Annotated in this window: 21 protein-coding genes; 12 read left to right on the top strand and 9 right to left on the bottom strand. The window is 51.9% G+C overall.

Translation table 11 applies throughout. The features are described 5' to 3' along the window. Positions 1-186 precede the first annotated feature (186 nt). From ACH50O_RS09070 to ACH50O_RS09060, 3 genes are all read left to right on the top strand, one after another. Positions 187-1,257, top strand: coding sequence for a helix-turn-helix transcriptional regulator (locus tag ACH50O_RS09070; protein ID WP_446811693.1), 1,071 nt, complete (start codon positions 187-189; stop codon positions 1,255-1,257). A gap of 185 nt (positions 1,258-1,442) precedes the next feature. Beyond that, on the top strand, positions 1,443-2,705 hold the full coding sequence (locus ACH50O_RS09065; protein WP_446811692.1) for an autotransporter outer membrane beta-barrel domain-containing protein: 1,263 nt from the start codon (positions 1,443-1,445) through the stop codon (positions 2,703-2,705). Between the two features lie 181 nt (positions 2,706-2,886). Next, positions 2,887-3,231, top strand: a complete 345-nt coding sequence (locus ACH50O_RS09060; RefSeq protein WP_446811691.1) for an FUN14 domain-containing protein — start codon at positions 2,887-2,889, stop codon at positions 3,229-3,231. A gap of 354 nt (positions 3,232-3,585) precedes the next feature. Here the strand turns inward: ACH50O_RS09060 and ACH50O_RS09055 are convergent, their stop codons facing one another. The 3 genes from ACH50O_RS09055 to ACH50O_RS09045 all read right to left on the bottom strand — a co-directional run bounded on the left by ACH50O_RS09055 (position 3,586) and on the right by ACH50O_RS09045 (position 6,204). Next, positions 3,586-4,248, bottom strand: a complete 663-nt coding sequence (locus ACH50O_RS09055) for a phage tail protein (protein ID WP_446811690.1) — start codon at positions 4,246-4,248, stop codon at positions 3,586-3,588. A gap of 27 nt (positions 4,249-4,275) precedes the next feature. Continuing rightward, complete coding sequence (locus ACH50O_RS09050) at positions 4,276-5,229, bottom strand: PEP-CTERM sorting domain-containing protein (protein WP_446811689.1); 954 nt, start codon at positions 5,227-5,229, stop codon at positions 4,276-4,278. 723 nt (positions 5,230-5,952) lie between these two features. Further along, complete coding sequence (locus ACH50O_RS09045) at positions 5,953-6,204, bottom strand: hypothetical protein (protein ID WP_446811688.1); 252 nt, start codon at positions 6,202-6,204, stop codon at positions 5,953-5,955. Positions 6,205-6,688: 484 nt separating this feature from the next. Here ACH50O_RS09045 and ACH50O_RS09040 point away from each other — a divergent pair, with 484 nt between their 5' ends. The 5 genes from ACH50O_RS09040 (at position 6,689) to ACH50O_RS09020 (ending at position 12,024) form a co-directional block, all read left to right on the top strand. Beyond that, a complete protein-coding gene (locus ACH50O_RS09040; RefSeq protein ID WP_446811687.1) occupies positions 6,689-8,803 on the top strand; it encodes a protein-disulfide reductase DsbD family protein in 2,115 nt (704 codons plus the stop codon). Positions 8,804-8,821: 18 nt separating this feature from the next. Next, complete coding sequence (locus ACH50O_RS09035) at positions 8,822-9,442, top strand: redoxin domain-containing protein (RefSeq protein WP_446811686.1); 621 nt, start codon at positions 8,822-8,824, stop codon at positions 9,440-9,442. Between the two features lie 59 nt (positions 9,443-9,501). Next, positions 9,502-10,800, top strand: coding sequence for a hypothetical protein (locus ACH50O_RS09030; RefSeq protein ID WP_446811685.1), 1,299 nt, complete (start codon positions 9,502-9,504; stop codon positions 10,798-10,800). A 95-nt stretch (positions 10,801-10,895) separates the two neighbouring features. Further along, positions 10,896-11,408, top strand: coding sequence for a GNAT family N-acetyltransferase (locus tag ACH50O_RS09025; RefSeq protein WP_446811684.1), 513 nt, complete (start codon positions 10,896-10,898; stop codon positions 11,406-11,408). A 142-nt stretch (positions 11,409-11,550) separates the two neighbouring features. Beyond that, positions 11,551-12,024 carry a 2TM domain-containing protein gene (locus tag ACH50O_RS09020; RefSeq protein WP_446811683.1) on the top strand — a complete coding sequence of 158 codons (474 nt, stop codon included), beginning with the start codon at positions 11,551-11,553 and terminating at the stop codon, positions 12,022-12,024. A gap of 135 nt (positions 12,025-12,159) precedes the next feature. Here the strand turns inward: ACH50O_RS09020 and ACH50O_RS09015 are convergent, their stop codons facing one another. Further along, positions 12,160-13,776, bottom strand: coding sequence for a sulfatase-like hydrolase/transferase (locus tag ACH50O_RS09015; RefSeq protein WP_446811682.1), 1,617 nt, complete (start codon positions 13,774-13,776; stop codon positions 12,160-12,162). Positions 13,777-14,033: 257 nt separating this feature from the next. On the opposite strand from ACH50O_RS09015, the gene ACH50O_RS09010 reads away from it, so the two are divergent. The 4 genes from ACH50O_RS09010 to ACH50O_RS08995 all read left to right on the top strand — a co-directional run bounded on the left by ACH50O_RS09010 (position 14,034) and on the right by ACH50O_RS08995 (position 17,707). After that, positions 14,034-15,155 carry a CDP-alcohol phosphatidyltransferase family protein gene (locus ACH50O_RS09010; RefSeq protein ID WP_446811681.1) on the top strand — a complete coding sequence of 374 codons (1,122 nt, stop codon included), beginning with the start codon at positions 14,034-14,036 and terminating at the stop codon, positions 15,153-15,155. Then, a complete protein-coding gene (locus tag ACH50O_RS09005; protein ID WP_446811680.1) occupies positions 15,155-15,829 on the top strand; it encodes a lysylphosphatidylglycerol synthase domain-containing protein in 675 nt (224 codons plus the stop codon). The genes ACH50O_RS09010 and ACH50O_RS09005 overlap by 1 nt, the downstream gene beginning before the upstream one ends. Before the next feature lie 57 nt (positions 15,830-15,886). Continuing rightward, positions 15,887-17,113 carry an IS256 family transposase gene (locus tag ACH50O_RS09000; protein WP_446811679.1) on the top strand — a complete coding sequence of 409 codons (1,227 nt, stop codon included), beginning with the start codon at positions 15,887-15,889 and terminating at the stop codon, positions 17,111-17,113. Positions 17,114-17,509: 396 nt separating this feature from the next. Next, a complete protein-coding gene (locus ACH50O_RS08995; protein WP_446811678.1) occupies positions 17,510-17,707 on the top strand; it encodes a DUF6316 family protein in 198 nt (65 codons plus the stop codon). A 4-nt stretch (positions 17,708-17,711) separates the two neighbouring features. Here the strand turns inward: ACH50O_RS08995 and ACH50O_RS08990 are convergent, their stop codons facing one another. The 5 genes from ACH50O_RS08990 to ribA all read right to left on the bottom strand — a co-directional run bounded on the left by ACH50O_RS08990 (position 17,712) and on the right by ribA (position 21,655). Continuing rightward, entirely contained in the window at positions 17,712-18,812 is a 1,101-nt protein-coding gene (locus ACH50O_RS08990) for a glycosyltransferase family 4 protein (RefSeq protein ID WP_446811677.1), read from the bottom strand. Positions 18,813-18,825: 13 nt separating this feature from the next. Continuing rightward, on the bottom strand, positions 18,826-19,203 hold the full coding sequence (locus tag ACH50O_RS08985; protein WP_446811676.1) for a 6-pyruvoyl trahydropterin synthase family protein: 378 nt from the start codon (positions 19,201-19,203) through the stop codon (positions 18,826-18,828). A gap of 64 nt (positions 19,204-19,267) precedes the next feature. Then, on the bottom strand, positions 19,268-20,308 hold the full coding sequence (locus ACH50O_RS08980) for a zinc-dependent alcohol dehydrogenase (protein ID WP_446811675.1): 1,041 nt from the start codon (positions 20,306-20,308) through the stop codon (positions 19,268-19,270). Further along, positions 20,305-21,021: a RibD family protein gene (locus tag ACH50O_RS08975; RefSeq protein WP_446811674.1), complete on the bottom strand. Its 717-nt coding sequence runs from the start codon at positions 21,019-21,021 to the stop codon at positions 20,305-20,307. Before ACH50O_RS08975 ends, ACH50O_RS08980 begins: the two co-directional genes overlap by 4 nt. Continuing rightward, a complete protein-coding gene (gene ribA / locus ACH50O_RS08970) occupies positions 20,999-21,655 on the bottom strand; it encodes a GTP cyclohydrolase II (protein ID WP_446812132.1) in 657 nt (218 codons plus the stop codon). The genes ACH50O_RS08975 and ribA overlap by 23 nt, the downstream gene beginning before the upstream one ends. Positions 21,656-21,681: the final 26 nt, after the last annotated feature.

Raw genomic sequence — 21,681 nt, 5'->3', positions numbered from 1 at the left:
TTTGTTGAGCAATAGTGGCAAACATCAGGCCTAAACCCTATGGTATCGGGTTCGGGCATTCAAAAAGTCAGTTCAATCTAGTCGACTTATCCGATTACGTGATGTACGCTTGAAACTGAACGCCAAATCAGTTTTCACTCAAAGCCCGTGGTTTTAGGCATCAATAAAAATTATAAGGAGAACTCAATGGATCGCACTGCTGACAGTTCGCATCTCAGATCGATACTTGCTAAGGCACCTGGAAACTCTTTGATTTGGAAACAGTTTCTTGTAGAACTTATTCGACAATTGAATTGTGACTCCAGCGCGTTACTGGTTACCGATCCTGTTAACGGCGATAAAACACATTTTCTTTTTACGGCGCAAATTCCCAAAGAATATCAAGAACTCTATGAAACAAAATTAAGTGGATTGGACTTGTTTAATAGCTTTATTAGTAAAAATTCATGGAGGGCATTTTATAATCAGTCCTTAGGCGATGAGTATGTCGAGGATAATAATAAAGGTTTTATCCCCGTATGCGATCAAACTCATCGTTTTGGTATATCTATTCCCTGTAACCATAAACATGCTATTAGCCTATTGTTAAATCGTAATAAGGCGTTTACTAAAATAGAGCAACAACAGATCGTTAGTGTTTTGGAAAATATTGTTGAGCCTATGGATGAGGCTATACATGCGGAACAACGGCATAAAATACATAGTCAGCTCACTCATTATATTGATGGTCATTTTGACGGATATATTATTGTTGATCATAAATTAAATATTATATCTTCTGACCCAGTTTTTATATCAATAATTGGTCAACTGGATTGCGTAAAAATCTCACAAGACCGGTTTGGGATGAAAGCACTGGCCATTGAACAGAGGTTGTTATCGCTTATTCAAAGCAATCAAGGGGCTGCATCTATTCATAGCCACTGTAATTCTTGTCAGATTACGCTTATTCCCATGTCTTACTTAAAAAACCTTTATCAATGGGAGTGTTATAAGGATGGGTTTATCCTTACATTTACCCACGAAAAAGAAAAAAATCCGGCAATTAAGCGACTGATAGAAATTTATCACTTGTCGCGATGTGAGGCGATTTGTGCATTGCATTTTGTGCAGACTCCTTCAATTTCAGATATTGCGAGCAATACTTATCGATCGCAAGAAACTGTCAGAAATCATATAAAACATACCATGCAAAAAATGGATGCACATAGTCAGGCGGAGTTGATGAAAAAATTGATTACACTGACTGCGTTGTGATTAGTGGTTTTGCCCAAAAATAAGGATTGCATGCAACGCATAAAATGCTTTGCAATATTTTGAGAATAAAAAGGCATATTTCATTGTTTGGAGGGATTGTAGGACAATGCAATTTATGTTGTATTTCTTACGTGATAAAAATGAACAATATTAAGAATATGCGGGCTCGAGTATCTGTTCGGGTCGTGCCAACAAAACTATACTCTCTTATCTCCGGCCTGATATTGGCCGGAAATTCATCGGCGTCCGCGCAAACGCTCGATCAACAAATTAGAAATTTGTTAGAGGTGGAGGGCGGTCAAAATGTTTGCGGAAAGTTGGTAGGAAACTCGGCGCGGGATTCGCAAACTTTGCTTCCGCTGAATTTCGGGCCGCAACTGGCCGGTATTTGCCGAAATATTGCGGTATCGCCCGAACCGCCACCAATGGGAGCCGGGCCAGGTGGTGGCGCTCAAGGCGGGGCTGGCAGCACTGCTTTTTCCGCATTGGGTCAAGCCGATCAGGTTTTGAAAAAACGCAGACTCAGAACCGGTAAAAATGAAGCGCCGCCAGCTGGCGGCGGCTCCGGCGATGCCGACCGGATGACGTTGGCATCGAATATCAATTTGTTTTTCAACGCGGATTATCGCGAGTTGGATCGGCGGCAAACTGTGTCTGAACAGGGTTATAACTCCGATGAAAAAGGCTTTACCTTGGGAATGGATACGATGCCGGCCGACTGGCTATTAACCGGTGTGGCTTTCAATTATGCGCATTGGCGCGGCGAGCAAATAAACGGCGGTTTCGAGACCGATTCTTACGGCCCGACCGTGTTTGCCTCGCTGTTCCCATGGCAAGGTTTTTTTGCCGATCTATCGTTTCAATACACGCGTAAAGACGGCTCAAGTAGGAATCAGCGCAACTACACCAGAAACTCCACTCTATACGGCGGTGCGATCAGCGGCAGCCCCGGCGCCGATCAATACGAAGGAAATTTTAGTACGGGTTACGACTACGCCATTGGCGGCTTGACGATCGGTCCGCGTGCTACGGTACGCTATCGTCACGCCAATATGGATGCTTACACGGAACATGGCGGCTCGGGCCTGGAATTAAGGTTTCAGGAAGATAAGTTAAGCTCCTTGCAATCCAGTATCGGGGCACAGGCTTCGTTTGCAATCAGCACCGGCTGGGGCGTGTTGGTACCGCAAATCAACGCCGATTGGACCCACGAATACGGCAACGGTCAACGTTCGATTTTTGTGCAGTTTGCCCAAGACAATCGGCCGGTGCCCACTACTTTCGGTTTTCAAACCGACAAGCCCGATCGCGATTTCTTCCATTTAGGCACCGGGCTTGTTGCGGTACTGCCGAACGGTTGGCAAGCCTTTGCCAATTTCGAAACCTTGTTAGGCCACGCTTATTTCGATAATTATGTCGGTACGCTTGGCATAAGGTTGGGCTTATAACAGGCGCGTGCTTGGCTTGAGTGCGATAGACTCGAGCGTACAGTGTGTCGAGCTTGGGGTAGGGCTAAAAAAGCAGCGATTGGTGCACCAGCCGGAGGATACTGCGTTTTGGTGTTTTAAGCGCATGCCGATAGAATTGCGGCTGTTTTTTATTCTTGTGCACACCGCCGAAATTAAGCTTATGACCAACGCTATTGAAACGCACGCTTCCAACGATATTTTTTCCGAAGCCTTCTTGCTGGGCAATTTAGGTGCGCCGTTTATTCTGGGAATGGCGGTGGGCTATTTCGCCAAAAAAATGCTACGCACGGCCTTGTTTGTGGGAGGGGCGATTGTGTCGATTTTGTTTGTTGCCGAATATTACGACCTGATCAATATCAATAATCTGGCTTTGGAAAATGCGGCCAGTTCCGCCGCCGAGGCCGCCAAGGAGTCCGGCGGTTTCTTGCTGGACCGCCTAGCGGTATTTAGCGCTCGGGGCGTTAGTGGCGCGGGCGGTTTTTTTGTGGGGTTTAAACTCGGATAAAGCGGTTTTTATTTGCTTTGTTGCGTGTGTAACTCGGGGCGTTCATATTTAGAATCTAAATCTATCAGGGGTTTTATGCCGGTTTTCATAGTTCCCACAGTCTAATGGCACTGCGATTTAGTTAAGAGCGGAAGGTTCCCTCTCCCTCCAGGAGAGGGTGAGGGAGATAAATAAAGAAGCTTTGTTTTGATCCCCTCATCCCAACCTTCTCCTTGATGCCCCGTGGGTACGGAGGGACAAGGGGCTTCTTCCATAACTAATTGGCAGTGACGGCTGGCTGTGGGAACCATCAGTGTTGTGGCCCCCCCGTCAAACTATTCGCATACACAGTGCAGATTTATACGATTCCAGCCGTTAATTTCGGCTAGGAAAAATACCTTGCGTGGCTACACAATATTTGACACCCAAAACAGGGGAGCGGATATATAGCGGCTGGTTTCCGCCCGCAATGCCGACCGCGGTGGTTGCTGAGGCCGAAGTAGTGATGGCGCCTTGGCCCAGCGAGGTATTAGGTGTCGCGTTCGAATAAAGATTATCTCTGGATGCCGAGGTTGCCAATACTTTTCCGGATGGATTGCTTGTGTTGCCGGCACTGCTCACCGCGTTAATCGAAGTCGACACAGTAATGTCGGTGTGGGCGGCATGGCTGTGCAGGGGCATTTGGCTTTGGAGTATCGTGACAAATTCCGCGCCGGTTTCTTCGCCGACCTCGATAGGTGATAGCCCCGGGCCTTGCCCAGCGCCAATCGGCGAACGGCCGCGCAGATCCGGCAAGGCAAAGGTCTGCCGCCCATCCCCGCCAAACTGCGTGCCCAATAGCGAAAACAAGGCTGAATTTTGCGCAATACTCAGGGTCTGCCCAGCGGCCTCGGTGAAGCCTTGAGGGCAGAAGTTATAGGTAAATGTGCAAATTTCGCCGAGAAAGGGCTGCGATCCGCAAGCGGCGGCGGATAGCGGTAAGCCGGTGACGGCGACCATCGCCAGTTTCAATAGTGGTTTTTTGAATGGTTTTGACATGTTGAGTACCTTTAAGTTGAATTGAAATTAATTGAAAGCGTAGCTACGACGTTTGCTGGTAAGGACTGAGACCAAGCCGATAGCCAGTAGCCAAAGCGTTTCCGGCTCCGGTACTGTGTTATTGGTTTGCTTGGTGACCGAATCGACTGTAATCAGGCTGGAAGCGCTTATCGAAAATCTGCCTGAGTCCGCGCCACCAGATATCCTCAGATCGGGGTTGCTATCGCCAAAGCTGATTAAATCGCCTGGGTTCAGCAGAAACGACAACAGCAGAGTGCCGACATCGGACAGCGGACCGCCTTTACCGCTACCTATATTGGTATTCGGATCGCTGGGTATGCGTTTTTCGTTGCCGAAAACGGTATCCGAGATGACTTTGGAAAATGCCAATTCGGTGCCGTCCGCTTTGTAAAAGGCAATCAGAGATTGTGCAAATTCGCCGTTATCGTTCGCCGGGAGGGTGTCGGTTGCTTCGACTTGATGGCTAAATTGGAATTGCAAACTCACGATAAAACTATCCATGGCAGACTTATTTTCAATTGAAAAGGTATAGTCGCCGAACAGCGGACTTATGCCGGACGGCTCTGTGCCTGAGGTGCCACTGGCGTTCAAACTGATGCCGAAGCCGTCGCCGATCTGGCTTAGGGTGCCCGACAAGGGATCGGGGCCAGTGACAGTGGAGCCGTTTAGCGTGGTGGTGGACGTGGAACCGGCGATAATACTGGTCAGCGAGCCGGTCTGCGTAGCGTTTATCGGACTGGCTGGAGAGCCAAAACTATCAAACTCCGCCGAGCCGCGAATGACAATATTGGAATCGAAAGCAGCGGCAGACGTGGTCGCGGAGTACCCGCCTAATAACAGCGCCATCGCCAATGCCAAACCGGACAATTTTCCGCTGCCGTGGTTGATCGGTGCGAAGTTTGCGGGCAGTGTTGTCTTAATATTGCCATTCCTGTATTGCTTGAATTTAATTGGGTTCATTTGATACCTCTAATTTAATTGAGTAGATTTATTGCGCTATGTTTTATTAATAGTCTTTAAAAATTAAACCAAGACATTTTCTAAAAAAGCCGAGTGATTGTCGGTAAGTTTTTGCTAAAAATATAACCGACAGCCAACCATAAGCATTCAGTATTAATTTAGATATTTCTTATTGTTTTATCGAAATATCAGTTATTAACTATTCAGTTTTTATCGAGAAATTTATCTTTCCCGGATTGATAGCCAATTCTTGTGCCAGTTGTTTTCATAAAGCTGATTTTTTATTCAAGTGATTGTTATTAAAGTAAATATTATTTATATTTTGAAGCTGGTTCAAACGAAAATGGCTTGGCGTGAAGGCGCATCGGCACGATATGCCGTTGAGCGATACGAAATATCGTTTTTTTGACGGGTGAGGCGAAAGATATTGAACCGTTAAATTTAGCGGCTGACAAAAAGCTGGAAGGTAATGGATTACAAATAATTTGAATTTAATTATGAGTTATTAAACGACGGCAAAATTCCACGCCGCACCAGATAGTCGGTAGATGGGAGATTTTTAGGCCCGTAGTTAAAGAATTGGGTGTTGAGCCTGTTCCCAAGCTTTCGCTTGGGAACCTTGTATAGAAGCCTGGATTGTTGAGCATGGGCGTGTTTTACCCATGGCTTTTTACGCTTGGTTTAAGGCCAAGCTAAACCCGCTAACTATGGATTGTGCGGATGCTAACGGTACGGTACCCGAGGCAAATCGCGTTCCACCTTGGGGTTGCTCTGCGATAAAGGAATATATTCCGGAATTTTGGGAGCCGGGGTAATTTTGATTTCGCCGCCGGACACCTGATTGACCTGTGCAGCTGAAATCTCATATCCAGCTTGGTCAAATCGCGGTTGGCTCTTAACTATTTCCAAGGATTTCGAATGATTTGCCGAGGCCTTATTCGAACTAAGCGATCTAATCTGTTGATTCGGATTCATTTTTTCTCTCCTGATGGCTTTGCGGAAACGAATGGGCGGGAAATTGGTCCGATGAAAAGCCTTGCTCTTGAAAGAGCCTAAATCCCGTCCATCTCGCGACTTCAATGTAGGCAATAGACTGTACGGTTTCTATTGATTAGTGCACGAGCTGAGTACGCAATAGTTCACTGCGCTAGGCTGTTTTTCCCTGGGAAGTAACTTAATGGCATTGATGATTAGGGCCGGTTTTCAATCACTTTGCTTTTTGAGAAGAATGGTGCGCTGTTGATCTGTCAGCAGGCGGTCAACAATCGTTGTCCGTTCCGCAGCATTTTGGATAGGATCAAGAGCGATTTTTTTATCCGGCAGTACTTAGGCGGCGCCATTGGCGCGAACAGCCTAAGAATTTATGCCAGTAGTACTCGGCATGGAAACTGCTGCTGTTAACCGTTGCCTAATAAGGCGTTGATTTCAATTGCGGCGCCAGGCTTTTTGAGAGGTTTAAGTGTTCATCCGTAAATTAAATAGTTTGGTTCTGCTTTTTACGCTGATATTCATCGCGCAGTCGGTTTTGGCCGAGCCGGGGCCCGAAGCTGCCACCGAGCAAGTACGAGCCACCTTGATCGCTGCGGTATCCGCTGTGCATCCGGGTGATGAAATCCTGATTGGCGTGCATCAGCAGATTATTCCGCATTGGCACACCTACTGGAAAAATCCCGGCGATTCCGGCCTGGCCACCAAGATTCAATATCAGTTGTCGCCTGGTTCGACGGCGAGCGAGATTCAATGGCCGACGCCGAGCAAGATCGTATTGGGGCCGGTGGTCAATTACGGTTATCACGATGCGGTGACTTTATTATCCACTTTGCGGGTTGCGGACAATGCCGAAGTGGGCTCGGAATTGCCGATCAATGCCAAGGTGAAATGGCTGGTTTGCGAGCTGACCTGCATCCCGCAGCAAGTCGAATTGGCGCTGCGGCTGCCGGTGGTGGCGAAAGGCGTAGCGGTGGCGCCGGGCAGCCCGTTGGTTGAAGTGGCCAAAGCCAATTTGCCGACCGATTTACCCTGGAAGGCCACCCTAAACGAAGATGCGACGGGGCTGCTTTTACGATTGACTGGCGAAGGTCTTGCGGCGGCGCAAAACCAGGCCGTTTTGTTTTACCCCGAGCAATGGGGACCTATATCCCATGCCGCGGAGCAGTCGGCGGCATTTACCGAAAACGCCATCGAATTACGCTTGAAGCCCGGTGACCAACCGCTGCAGCCCGGCCAGACTCTTAACGGAGTATTGGCGATCGGTCCCGATGGCGCCGCGCGCGGCTATCTGGTCAGCGTGGTCTGGCCCGGTGTGATCAAGCCTGTAGCCCCTCCAGTGGCGGAAACCGCCGATTTGGCCCTGCCGTACGCATTATTGCTGGCCCTGGCCGGTGGTCTTATTTTAAATTTGATGCCTTGCGTATTTCCGGTGCTGTCGATCAAGGCCTTGGCGGTGTTGCAGCAGGCTGGGCATGACCGTTGGCAGACCCGGCTGCACGGTTGGGCTTACGCGGCGGGAATTTTGGTCAGTTTTGCCGGTCTGGCAGGTTTGTTGATTGCGCTGAAAGCCGGTGGCGCCAGCATCGGCTGGGGCTTTCAATTTCAATCGCCGCTGTTTGTATTGGCGGTGGCATATGTGATGTTCGCGGTCGGCTTGAGTTTGTCCGGCGTGTTTACCATCGGTGCCTCGGTGTCGGGCATCGGTTCGGGATTGGCGGCACGATCCGGGTATTCAGGGAGTTTTTTCACCGGAGTATTGGCCGCTGTGGTGGCGACGCCTTGCACCGCGCCGTTTATGGGCGCGGCGATAGGCTTTGCGTTGAGTCAGCCGGCCCTGGTGATGTTGGCGGTATTTTTAAGTTTGGGCGCGGGCTTGGCCTTGCCTTACTGGCTATTGTGTCATTGGCCGGCCTTGCAACGCCGTCTGCCCAGGCCCGGATTGTGGATGGAATATCTCAAACAAGGCCTAGCGTTTCCTATGTATGCGGCTGCGGCCTGGTTGATTTGGGTCTTGGCGCGGCAAGCGGGTCCGACTGCGGTAGCTGGGGCTTTGATCGGCTGCGTGGCGATCGGGTTTGCGGCCTGGCTGTATCAAATCAGCCGCAATTCAAGCGATGGCAGACGCCGCTTGGGCGGGGCCAGCGCCGGTTTGTTGTTGGCGTTGGCGGTCAGTGGCGGCTATTTTTCGGTCGATGCGCCCGCTCTTACCGCGCAGTCAAATCAGAGTTCGGATAAAAACTGGCAAGTCTATAGTGCCGATGAGTTGCGGCGTTTACGTGCCGAAGGTAAGCCGGTGTTTGTGAATCTGACCGCCGACTGGTGCATCAGTTGTCTGGTCAACGAACAGGTGGCATTGAGCGGCGAGGCGGTGTTGAACACCTTTCGCGAGGCAGGCGTGGTTTATCTGAAAGGTGACTGGACCAACCGCGATCCGGCCATCGCCACTGTGCTGGCCGAATACCGCCGCAGCGGCGTACCCCTGTATTTATATTTCGCGCCCGGCGCGCAGACTGCGGAGGTATTGCCGCAAATTCTGACGCCTGACATCGTCATCAATGCCGTCAAAGGCATCGTCAAACTTTAAGCTAACCAAGGAGTGTTTATGTTTTCGCAACGTATAGTGGGTTTTTTCGTATTGGGTTTAACTTTGTTATTGGCCGCCAGCCCCGCGCGGGCGGAGCCGGTAGTCGGCCAGCCTGCGCCGGCCTTTTCCGGAGCCGCCGCCGAGGGTGGAACGCTGAATCTGGCCGACTTGCGCGGCAAGACCGTGATTCTGGAGTGGACCAATCACGAATGCCCGTTCGTGCGTAAACATTATGAGTCCGGCAATATCCCCAAGGTGCAAAAACAGGCTGCCAGCCAGGGTGTGGTCTGGCTGCAAGTGATTTCCTCCGGGCCGGGTAAGGAAGGTTTTGTGGATGCTGCCACGGCCAAAAAGCTGAATCAGGAACGCGGCGCCACGCCGGCCAATGTGGTATTCGATCCCAGTGGCACTATCGGCAAGCTTTATGCCGCGACCAATACTCCGCAATTGTTCATCATCGATCCTAAAGGCGTGTTGCTTTACAAAGGTGGAATAGACAGCATTCCATCCGCCGATCAGGACGATATTGCCACCGCCGAGAACTATATTTCCTCGGCCTTGAAAGAGCTGGCAGCGGGTAAACCGATCAGCAAAGCGGTAACCAAACCTTACGGCTGCACAGTTAAATATGCCGGTTAATTAAATATGCCGGTTAATGCTTTTGTTAGTTCAGATTGTCTGTTATCGGAAGGGTAGGGATGCAAATCTTGCCTCTCTACAATAGTCACTACCCTATGCACAGATTGCTGTTCGCCATGCTGCTATTGCTGTCGGCTTGCGCTCCGAAGGAATATTTTCGTACCGAGATCGGCGCTACGCCCTGCTTAGCCAGTGCCGGTACGGATTGCAGTGCCGCTAATTTAGTCGTCGATCAACAAGACGATTATGCGTTGGGTTTCGTGGAGTTCGACGACGACGGCGGATTCTACGATCAACGCCAGGCCGAAGCCGTGTTAGCGTGGTTGCAAGACCGCGGCCAGCCGCAATATGTGGTGCTCTATACCCACGGCTGGCATCATAACGCCAAGGACAGCGACAACAACGTCCGCCGTTTCAAGGAAAGTTTGCGCGACATCAAGTTGCGCAATCCGCAATACAGAGTGATTGGCGTGTACTTGGGCTGGCGCGGCGAAACCGTGGAAACTCCCTGGTTGCGGGCTTTGACCTTTTGGGGCCGGCGGTCGGTCAGCGAACATCTGGGACAAAAGCAATTTTTGGATTTCTTGTTGGATGTCGAAATTGTCGTCAAACGCGATGCCGCGCCGGATAACCGCTTGCTGACTATAGGCCATAGCCTGGGCGCTTCGGTGATTTTAAACGCGTTGCAGCCGGTCTGGCTGCAACGCTTGCAACAGGGGAGCGGCGACCGGGAGGCCCGCTTTGGCGATTTGGTGCTGCTGGTCAATCCGGCGATAGAAGCTCGGCGCTTTGCCGACCTGCGCGCGGCGATCCGTCGAGTGGGTTCGACAAATAGCCTGGCGCATGCAAATCCGTTAGTAGTGGTTGCCAGTTCGGAAGCGGATACCATCACCAAGAACATGTTTACCTATAGCAGGGCCGTGCCTGCCTGGTTCGAGTCGGTATTGAATCCTGTGGAGCAGGTGGACATGCAGGGTGCCTCGCAATGGGATTTAGCCGTGACCGCCGTCGGGCATTTTCGCAGCTTTATCACCCACAGGCTGGAAGCCACAGATTCCGCATTGGCGAATCAGGCCTGCATAGCCGATTCGACTATCGGGGCTAAGACGTCGGCCAATTCCTTAAAGGTAGCGGGACCGAATGGGGTCATGACCAGCGCTTTGGTTTGGCATATAGCCGAGGGTTTGCAATTGCGTCCCGTAGCCGATGCGCCGACGGACAACCCGCTATGGGTGGTGCAAACCGATAAATACGTGCTCCCCAATCACGGTTTCATGGCGCAGAAGCCGTTCTGGTGTTTTATCGACGGTGCTTTGAGTCTTGCCGTTAGCCGCGATCCGGCGTTGGCGCGCAATTAAGCAGCCTGCTGGAACCTGCTGAGAATGTTGTGTTGTAGGGCATATGCACCCCACTTACGGCATGTTTTAGCTAATAGATGCGTTGAGTTAAATAAATGATTATCACGGAGCGTTTAATAATCAGAAGTTTTGAAGATGCCGACGGAGAAAAACTAATCGCAATGCTTCAAGACCCTGTTTTTATGGAATATTCCGATTCCGGGGCCTTTGACGCTCATTCAGCTGCTATTAGATTTGACAAGATTCTCGACAACTCGCAATCAGGATTGGGCAAAAAAGCTTTAATTTTAAAGGACGCAAACGAAATTATCGGTTATTGCGGGATCGAGCCATTCGAACTTGATGGGACGCGGGAACTAGAGCTTGGTTATCGTCTGCTTGCCTCATATCGGGGTAAGGGGTTTGCAACTGAAGCTGCACAAGCTGTGATTTCTGTATTTATAGAGGCTAAATTGTTCGCGTATGTCGAACCAGAGAATATCAACTCTATAAGAGTTTTACTTAAACTGGGGTTTGAAAAATTGGGCTTGAGACAAATTAAGGAGAAATCATGCCTGCTTTTTCTATATCCCCGAGACTCATCGCAGGCATCTAGACCAGTTCATTAAACGTCTAGGCTATTCACACCCAAGGGCGAAGCCCGGCTCCAGCTTTGGCGGGCAACTGTCGTGCCGTTGACGGGGAAATGACGTCACGGAACGCGCAAGTCAAGCGCTAGACTGTAGGCCAGTGATAAAAAAGGAGTTCCAAATGCTGATACAAAAACTGAGATTGCAACACGGCTGGTCGCAACAACAACTGGCCGATTTAAGCGGCATCAGCGTCCGCACCATTCAACGCATCGAACGCGGACAAACGGCAAGCGTGGAATCCCTGAAGTCACTGGCGGCGGTCTTTGAGATCGATTTTTCACTGTTAAATTCGGAGTCGGGCATGAACGGCACTTTAAGTCAGGGCATTAGTAAAGAAGAAATCCTCGCGCTGGAACACGTGCGCAAACTGCGGCGGTTTTATACGCATTTGATTCAATACATCGTGGTTATCGGTGCGTTGGTCATTTTGAATGCAGTCCAGACACCCCGCCATCTCTGGGTCATCTGGCCGGCGCTGGGCTGGGGTGTGGGCTTGCTGACTCACGCTGCGTCGGTATTCGACATTCTGCCTTTCTTCGGCGCGGACTGGGAGAAAAAGCAGGTTGAGAAGCGACTGGGGCGGTCGTTGTAAATTGCTCGTGGCACGCGGGACCGAGTATGTTATCGACCCTTTAATTTAGAGCCAAGTTTAGCGCTTGCAAGGGTGGGCACGCTTGTTGTGCCCACGCGGCGGCATTATTATTTCTAATTGCGCGTAAGTGCTAATTTACTTAGAAAATGCCGCAATAAAACGGTCACGCAGCTTGTCCATACCCCATGCCGGCGCCTTCTCGGCCGGCAGCATGCCGTCGCTCCATTGCCAATCGTTGATCGCGTTCATCACCTTGGGATCGCGGCTGATCAGATGTACCGGCACGTCGTGATTACCCGATTCGCCGGTGACAAACGGCGCCGGTTGGTGGTCGCCCAACATCAGGAGCACGAGATTGTCGTCGCCGTACTTAATGACATACGACACGATATTTGCCAACGCATATTCGATGGACTTTCGATATTGCTCGCGAATGCGTTCGGTATTTTGCCAGACTATCTCCGGCGTATCGCCGGCTCGGGCCTGATTGAAAATGCTGCCGTCGCCGACTTGCTCCCAATCCACTAACTGCGGCAACGGGGTCCACGGTGCGTGTGACGAGATCAAAGCCAATTCGGCCATTAGCGGTTGACGGTCGCCCGCTTGGCGCTCCAAATTCTGCAAAGCCGCCAACGTGTATTGGTCCGGCATGGTGATCCAATTGAAGGACTGGCCTTTATAGCCCAGATCTTGCGCGGCGTAGATGCGGTCGTAACCGAAGTATTCGCCTTGCGGCCAGGCCATGGTATGCGCCGGCTGTACCGCTATGGTGCGCCAGCCGGCCCGGTGGAACAGCCGGTTTAAGGAGGGGCGTCGGCTCATCACCAAACGGTCGTAACGGGTCTGGCTATCGATCCATAAGCCGGACATCAGGGTGCCATGCGCCAGCCAGCTGATGCCGCCGTATGTCGGCGACGTCAGATAAGCGCTACGGACCGCTAAACCGTTTGCGGCAAGATCGGCGCTGCTTTGCTGCAGCAATGGACGGATATGGGTGGCGTAATCGGCTTTGTCGAGTACGGTTCTGCCGTACGATTCGACGAACACCACCAGCACGTCCTTGCCTTTCAGTTTCCGGAACAATTCGCTGTCCGCTACTTCGGCATAAGGTTCGCTATCGACGATACCTTGAAAGTTTTTCAGATCGGCGGCAGTACTACGGATATTGCCGACATGAGCCGCCAGCAGCTCGTAAAACGGTTTGCCGGCATAAGACCAGCCGGCGAAGCCGCCGCCGGTCCAGACCAGTGCTGCCGCGAGCAAGCCGGCGCCGTAGCGCTTCGCCGAGGATTGCACCCGAATTTGGAGCCGGCGCAGCAGGGCGTTGGTCAGCAGGAATATACCGAGCAAGAGCGCGACTATCAGACCGGCAACGACAAACGCGCCAATCCGGCCGATGCTGCCTTGCAACAGATTCATGCCGTCGGCCTGGAAGCGGGAGTCCAGCACCGGATTGAACGGCCGGCCGAAAACCTGATACGCCGCCAGATCAGCCACTTTAAAGATGATCCCGGTCGCCAGCAGGCAGGCGGCGATTTGGCGGAGCAGAGAGCCTGTTGTGCCCGGCACTAGCAAGACTAGACCGAGTAAAACCCCCTCCAGCGGTAAGCAGGCAAAAACCGACGGTTCGATCAAGCTAATGCGGTTGGGGATAACTAAGGCTGCCAATACATAAACCAAAGCAAAAATTGTCAAGCCTGTGCCGGCGCGGCTGGGTCCGCCGCTATTGAACATCCTGATATTACTTAACATGCATGTCCTTGCCGGGCGGAATCGCGGAAATTGAGACCTAAGACGCTTTGTTGCCGGCGGAGGATAAAATTTAATAAGACGGGCATGTTGTTTAAGTAACAGTTGATTGCCGAGCGACGGCGGATAATGTACGCGGTTTTATAAGCAAAAACGGCGCCATACTTATTGCTTGAATTTCGATTGCAAAACGCTTCGTAAAATTTGGCACGTCTCATGCTTAAGCATATCGATTAATCTGACGCTATTTACAAATATCTATGCGGCCCCTCCAAGACGTAGCCTTTAATACTACGAAACACGAATTGCAAGCGATAGGCATGATCGGCGTTGGCATTTTGTTAACGGGTTTTTCCGCGCTATTGCTGTTTAAGTTCGATTGGAGCGCTGCCGGCCAATGGCTGCTGCAGGCCGGGCTGATCTGGGTATATGTCTTGGTCTGCGCGTGGCGGCGACTGGCGCTGAATCGAGCGGACGCGGAATCGCCGCTATATCGCAGTCTCGGCTGGGGTAATCGATTGACCATTCTACGGGGCGGTTTGATTGCACTAACCGGCGGTTTTTTGTTTATGCCGCAAAAACTTGCCGATCTGGCATGGCTGCCGGCGTTGTTGTACACCTTGGCCGCTAGCCTCGATCGCCTGGATGGTTTCGCCGCTCGCCGAAGTGGGCAGGTAAGCCTGCTGGGTAACGAGCTGGATATTACTTTTGATGCCTTGGGTTTAATGGTGGCGCCGCTGCTGGCTATCGAATTCGGAACGCTGCATGGCTCTTATCTGCTATTAAGCGCGGCATATTATGTTTATCGCTGGGGTCTGCAACGCCGCCATAGACTGAATTTGCCCGTGCAGGCACCGCCGGAAAATCCGCTGCGCCGGACTTTGGCCGGCTTTCAAATGGCTTTTGTGGCGCTGGCGCTTTGGCCGCTGCTGAACCCAGCGCTGACTGTGGTGGCGGGTATTGCCGTCATGTTGCCGGTGTTGTTCGGTTTTGCCGCGGATTGGTGGGTAGTATGCGGGCGCTTAAGGCCGCAGACTTACAGTCGCATGGCCCAATGGAACGCGCAATTCCTGCTGCCAGGGTTGCGGTTATTGTTGTTGTGGCTGTTGTTTTTGCAGATGCCGGCTGCAATCGATTCAGCCGGCAATCTACCGCTCTCTGGATTGGCGCTAGGCGTTGGTCTGATCGCGCTTGGCTGTGCCGGACGCGTGGGGGCGCTGATTTTGATCGCTGTCTTGAGCGAGAATTTTCCAAGCGGCTATGGTGTTGTAATCAGTTATTTATTGATCTTCTCCGCCAGCTGGATTTTGTTGTTGGGTACCGGCCGCTGTAGTTTGTGGTCTTGGGGTGACGAATGGATTCAACGCTATGACGGCGCCTGATGTCCTGGCGTAAAACGGTTCCGGTTTTGTGGTGGTTGCCGGCATTGATTCTGGCGGGATTGGTGCTTAGCCAACTGCCGCTTGCCGCGATAACCCGGAGTATCGGCGCGTTATCGTTTGTGCAATGGCTGGCTTGGGTGGCGCTGAATCTTGCAATTATTCTGCTGGCGACCCGGCGCTGGTGGGTGCTGAGCGATTTGCTGAATTTGCCCGTCGGCTTTGGTGAGTTAGTGGCGATACGTCAGGCCGGCCAAGCCGTCAGTTTCATAACGCCAGGCCCGCAGTTTGGCGGCGAGCCATTACAGATCTTTTGGTTATACCAGCGTTGCCGCCTGCCCTTGCACGGCGCTTTATTGGCCTTGGGGCTGGATAGATTTTACGAGCTGTGGATCAACTTCAGCATCTTGCTATTGGCGGTACTGTTACTACTGGTTTCGCCGGCCGGCAATGTGGCCGACTGGCCGGCAATCCTGCCGATACTGAGCGGTATATTGCTGACCTTGTCCTTATTCGGCGGGATTATGCTAAGGCAGCCGCAACGGGTATTTGCCTGGCTAAAGCATCTGGTCCGACGCTGGCAACATCATCCTCGATTACAAAATCTAGAAACGCACTGGCAGTTGCTGGGTAGCAGCTTAAAGGATGCCGTAACCGAGCGTAAGCCGAGGGTGTAAGAATTTTTGTGTAAACGGTCATTAGGCAGGACACTGCCCTTACTTTGAGGAGTAACCATGACCGAAACCCAATCTATCCCAACTGACCTAATCGATACCTTATTGTCCGGCTATCAAAAACCGGAAGACCTGCTGGGCGAAAATGGCCTGCTGAAACAACTCACCAAGGCGCTGGTGGAGCGGGCTTTAGAAGCTGAAATGACCGAACATCTGGGGCATGGCAAGCATGAGTCTGTCAGTAATGCTACGGGGAATACGCGCAACGGCAAAAGCCGTAAAACGCTGAAAGGTGATTTTGGCGCATTGCCGATTGAGATTCCACGTGATCGTCATGGTCAGTTCGAGCCGCAAATCATTGGCAAACACCAATCCCGTTGGACGGGCTTTGACGACAAGATTATTTCGCTTTATGCCCGAGGGCTGACGGTCAGGGAAATCCAGAGCCACCTGGAAGAGCTGTATGGCACTGAAGTGTCGTCGAGCTTGATTTCCTCAGTGACGGACGCCGTGATTGAGGAAGTGAAAGCCTGGCAATCGCGACCGCTCGATCCGATTTACCCCATCGTTTATCTCGACTGCATCCACGTCAAAGTGCGTGATACCGGTGCAGTGCGGGTCAAGGCTGTTTATCTGGCGATTGGCGTCAATATGAACGGCGAAAAGGAAGTGCTGGGCTTATGGATAGCTCAAACCGAGGGCGCCAAGTTTTGGTTGCAAGTCGTCACCGACCTCAAGAACCGCGGCGTCCAAGACATCTTCATCGCCTGTGTCGATGGCTTGAAAGGCTTTCCCGAAGCGATTGAAACCGTCTATCCACACACAGCCGTTCAACTGTGCATCGTGCATTTGGTCCGCAACAGCCTCAACTATGTCGGCTGGAAAATGCGCAAACAGATCGCCGCCGATCTCAAACAGATTTACCAGTCAGCCACCGTCGCCGAGGCGGAGCAGAAGCTGGCTGAGTTCGAGGTGCAGTGGAACGATGCCTATCCACCGATTGCCCAAATTTGGCGACGTCATTGGGATCGGATCATCCCCTTTTTCGACTATCCGCCGGAGATACGCCGCATCATTTACACCACCAATGCCATTGAGTCGGTCAACATGAGTTTGCGGAAAATCACCAAGAATCGCGGTTCATTTCCCAGTGATGAAGCCTTGTCGAAATTGTTCTATTTGGCCCTGATGAATATCAGTAAAAAATGGACCATGCCTTTGCATGACTGGAAAGCCGCGTTGAATCGGTTTAGCATTCAGTTTGAAGACAGGATGCCCAATCGATAATTAAATCCCGTTTACACAAAATTCAGGACACCCTCTGGCAATGAGATGGAGTAGTGTTTGGTTTCTATCCGCCAGATTTACCGTAAAAAATAAGTGCCACCTTGGACACGATGGCGACGGTATTCGGTCATTTTTATTTTTTCAGGATAAATTTGAGGTTAGCGATGGGTTTCGCTTTGCTCTACCCATCCTACGGAATTGTATTTAATTTGTTAAAACATGCCGTGGCTTAAAACTAAAAACGTTGTTTTCCAAACACCCAAGCAACAGTATCAGCATCGGCAACAACATTGATTTGCCAGTCAGGCATAACAAAGCCAGTCTTGGCACGGCTTAAAAACATGGCATAAATAATGATAGGAATTAGCTTATATCAAGACTTTATATTGAAAAACCATGTTTCGAACCGAACGATTTCTATCCGTGGTCAATCCTAATACCGGGCTACCTACCTGGTATTTTTTGACCCGGGAAGGCCGCAAAGGGCCGTTTTCCTCTAAAACCAATGCGCAGGTGGCGCTGCATCATTACATCGATGGCTGCGCCCGACAGGGACTTGCCAGCCGGCGTACACGATTATTGGCCAACGGGTGATCGTTTATCTGCTTTGCCAGGGGTTGAATTGGCTGGATAAAAAAGCGCGGATGGCGGCGCAACTTGCCTCCCATTGGGGCTGAGCAGTGTAGGCTTGCAAGGCGTTAGCGCCCAACTGCGCCAGTAGCGGCCGATCATGATGCAGGGTCCGTAACAAATAGCCTAGGGCGTCATGCGCTTTAGGTTCGATCAAATAGCCGTTTTCCCGCTCACGAATAATCTCCCAGGCCGCGCCGGCCTTGGTGCCGATCACCGGCAGACCGAATTGCTGGGCTTCCACATAGACAATCCCGTAACTTTCGTAAGCGGACGGCATCACCAGTAGATGATGTTGCCGGTACAGATCGGCCAAGGCTGCGCCTTGCACGGCACCGAGTAAGGACACGCTTTTTGCCAGTCCGGCTTCGCGAACCAGTGTTTCAATCTGCGACACATAGTCGGGTTCCATATCCAGTCGCCCGGCCACGCCGAGTTGGTAGTCGTCTACAGGTAGTTGGCTAAGGGCTTTTAGTAGCACATGCAAACCCTTACGGCGGATAACATTGCCTACCAGTAATATTCTTAGCGGTCCCGGCCCCAGCGCGCGGTTTAACACGGCTATGCGATCGATATTTACATCGGCAAAGTTGTCGCCGGCCGGTACGGCAATGCAGTGCGGTGGTAAGTCGCCAGCCAGTAGCTGATTGATTTGGCTTAGCGTGGTCTGGCTGTTGGCAATTATGCCGTCCACCGTTTGTAAATAACGGCGCTCGATAATCCGGTACAGCCGGGCGCTATGCCAAGGTGCTTGGTCGATGTTGGCCAGTAGATGCACCAGGGCGATTAGCGGGATGCCGAGTTGTTTTCTGATGCGCCGATTCAAATAAAACACGGCCGGATGCACCATGGTGTCTTGAATCAGAATATCCGGCTTGGCCGCGGCGATGTTTTCCAATAAGTCGCCGGTAATATTCTCAGTCAGCTGCCGCCAATAATTGCGCGGCGGCAGGCTGATGATGCTGACCTGATCGCCCTGGTTTTGCAGGTAAGCCACCAGCTTGCGGTTATATAGATAGCCGCCGCTGACGCTATCCATGTCGCCAACGATCAGCAAGCCTATGTGCATGATGTTTGCCGGTTTAGAAAATTAAGCGGTAAGCCGCCCAGCAAGTGGCGTTTTCCCAGAGCTTTACCCGCAATCTACCGGTTCCGGGCGGATTAATAGCGGTGGCAATTTTTTCGCAGATAATGCGACTGAAATGCTCGATGCTGGGATTTAAACCGGCAAACTCCGGTTTGTCGTTGAGCATTTGATCTCGAAAATCCGCCAGGATAGCGTCCAGCGCGGCTTCGATCGCTACGATGTCCACCAGGTAGCCATGCCGGTCGAGTTGCTCGCCGTCGATACGCACTTCCGCGATGTAATGGTGGGCATGCGGCTGATTTTCGCTGCCCCAGTCGCCACCGATCAAGTAATGGTTGGCGATAAAGTCCCGGCTGACGGCTACGCTGTACATAGTGGTTTTCCTAAAAGTGTTGGTTGCTAACTCCTCTTTGAAAAAGAGGGGTAGGGGGAGTTTTTTAATAAATAAAAATGGCTTGTAAGACTTGTTCCGGCGCTTGATCCAGCAGCTCGTAAATGTCTGCGGCTTGATCAATCGGGATCCGGTGGCTGATTAGTGCTTGCGGCTTCACTCGTCGAATCATCTGCCAAGCCTGCTGGAAACGTCGGGCTTTATCCCAGCGCCCGGATAATTCCGGCGCAATACTGCTGACCTGACTGCTGATGAATTTGATGCGATTGCGATGGGCCGCGCCGCCCAGTTGCACAGCAGCAGATTTGTTGCCGTACCAACTGCCGATCACGATACGGCCGGAATAGCTGCATAACTCGATAGCCAGATTCAACGCTTCCGGTGCGCCGCTGACTTCGTAGATCAGATCCGCGCCGGCGTTCGGCGTTGCCGATAGTTCCACGGGCAAGCGTAAAGCGTCTTTCAATTCCGCTATTTGCATATCTGACTTTGGGTCGAAAGTTCGATGTACACCCAGCCACTCGGCGTAATTGCGGCGTTTGCCGATTTCATCCAAAGCAAGCAATTGCGCCAAGGGAAAACGGGCCAGTATGCTGGATAGCAATAAGCCGACGATGCCTTGCCCTAAAACCGCGACTCGTTCCCCCAGGGCCGGATTGCCGTCCAGAACCAGATTTACCGCCGTTTCCATATTGGCTAAAAATACCGCCGCCTCGGGTTCGACATCCTCCGGCAAAGCGATCAGTTGATCGGGTGCCGCAATAAAATGACTGGCATGCGGCTGAAACGAAAACACCTGCTTAGTTAACCAAGCCGCATCGACGCCAGCGCCGATTTGTTCGACGCGGCCGACACAGGCGTAACCGTACTGCAAGGGATAAGCGGCTTGCTGCTGCAACGCTGTCAATGAGGCATCCAAAGCAATATCCGTGGGCAGTTGTCCACGGTAAACCAGCATCTCGGTGCCGGCACTGATCGCCGAGCAAAGACTCTTTACCAGCATTTTCCCAGATTCCAGCGGCGGTAAGCGCTGCTCGAGGATTTCCACGGCACGCGGATTGGTAAACCATAACTGACGGGCTCTCACGCTAAGGCCGGCTCCCGATAGTGCAGATTGCCCCACATGATCAAATCCTCTCCCAGCATCTGTGAATGCAGCGGGCGAATTTGCGGGAGCTGGCTTTTGCAATCCAATTCCAAATTGCCGACGCCTTTGTATCCGCCCACTAACGTGGGGGCAATGGTCAACACCAACGCATCGGCCAGTTGCGCTTTTAAAAAGGCGGTGATCACCTGGCTGCCGCCTTCCACCATCAGCGTCCGAATGCCTTTCTCCCACAGCAGTTGCAGGGCTTCGGACAAATCGACGCGCCCATTGCTATCGCCCTCAAGGGTGATGATTTCAGCATTGCCGTCGAATTCGCTATCGTCTTTTAAGCGGGTCAACACCCAGCAGTTTTTATCGGCGCGTTGGCAGAGGCGGGCCGTGGGCGGCATCCGCAGCTGGCTATCCAGCACGATGGGTTGCGGATTGTCGCCGCGCCATTCGCGCACCGTCAATTGCGGATCGTCAGTCAACACCGTGCCGATTCCGACCAGGATGCCGTCGTGCAGGCTGCGTAGTTGATGAGTCAGGCGCCGCGATTCGTTACCGCTCAAACCCAGGGTTTCGCCGGCGCGGGTAGTGATGCTGCCGTCCCAGCTTTGCGCATAACTTAGCGTGACAAACGGCCGTCTGGCTGATTCGGAAAACGCCTGTTGGGCGTTCAGCCAACGTTCAATCTGCTGGTTCACAATCATGCGCGGTTCTCACGCTTACCCTGGCAGCGGCAGGTTTGATTTGCAACAGGTGATCCATGCGCCGGGCCTTGGTCAGCAGATAGCCTTCGTTGTCCGCATTAACCGTGGCTTCCAGCGGAAAACGGGCGTTGACCCGGATACCTTCGCTCTCCAGGGCTTGAATTTTTACCGGGTTGTTGGTCATCAACCGTATCGAGTTGATACGCAAATCTTCCAGAATACGCGCGGCCAGCGAATAATCTCGCTCATCGGCACCATGTCCCAATAGCAGATTGGCATCCACCGTATCGTAGCCTTGGTCTTGCAGATTGTAAGCGCGCATTTTTTGCAAGAGGCCGATACCGCGGCCTTCCTGACGCAGATAAACCAAAACGCCGGCACCCTGGCTGGCGATCAATTGCAGCGAACGGTCCAGTTGTTCGCCGCAGTCGCAGCGTCTGGAACCCAGCACATCGCCGGTAAAGCATTCCGAATGGATGCGCACCAATACATTTTCGGCGTCGCTGACACTACCCATCACAAAAGCCAGATGTTCTTTGTTATCCAGGGTATTGCTGTAGTAGCAGAGTTGAAAGTCGCCATACGCCGTGGGAATGCGGGCGCTGGCGAGTCGGGAAACGGTGGATTTGGACATGTTGTTCAATAAACGCTTAATTCCTT

The organism is Methylomonas sp. 2BW1-5-20 (assembly GCF_052474515.1).
This window is presented reverse-complemented; position numbering and strand designations above follow the sequence as displayed.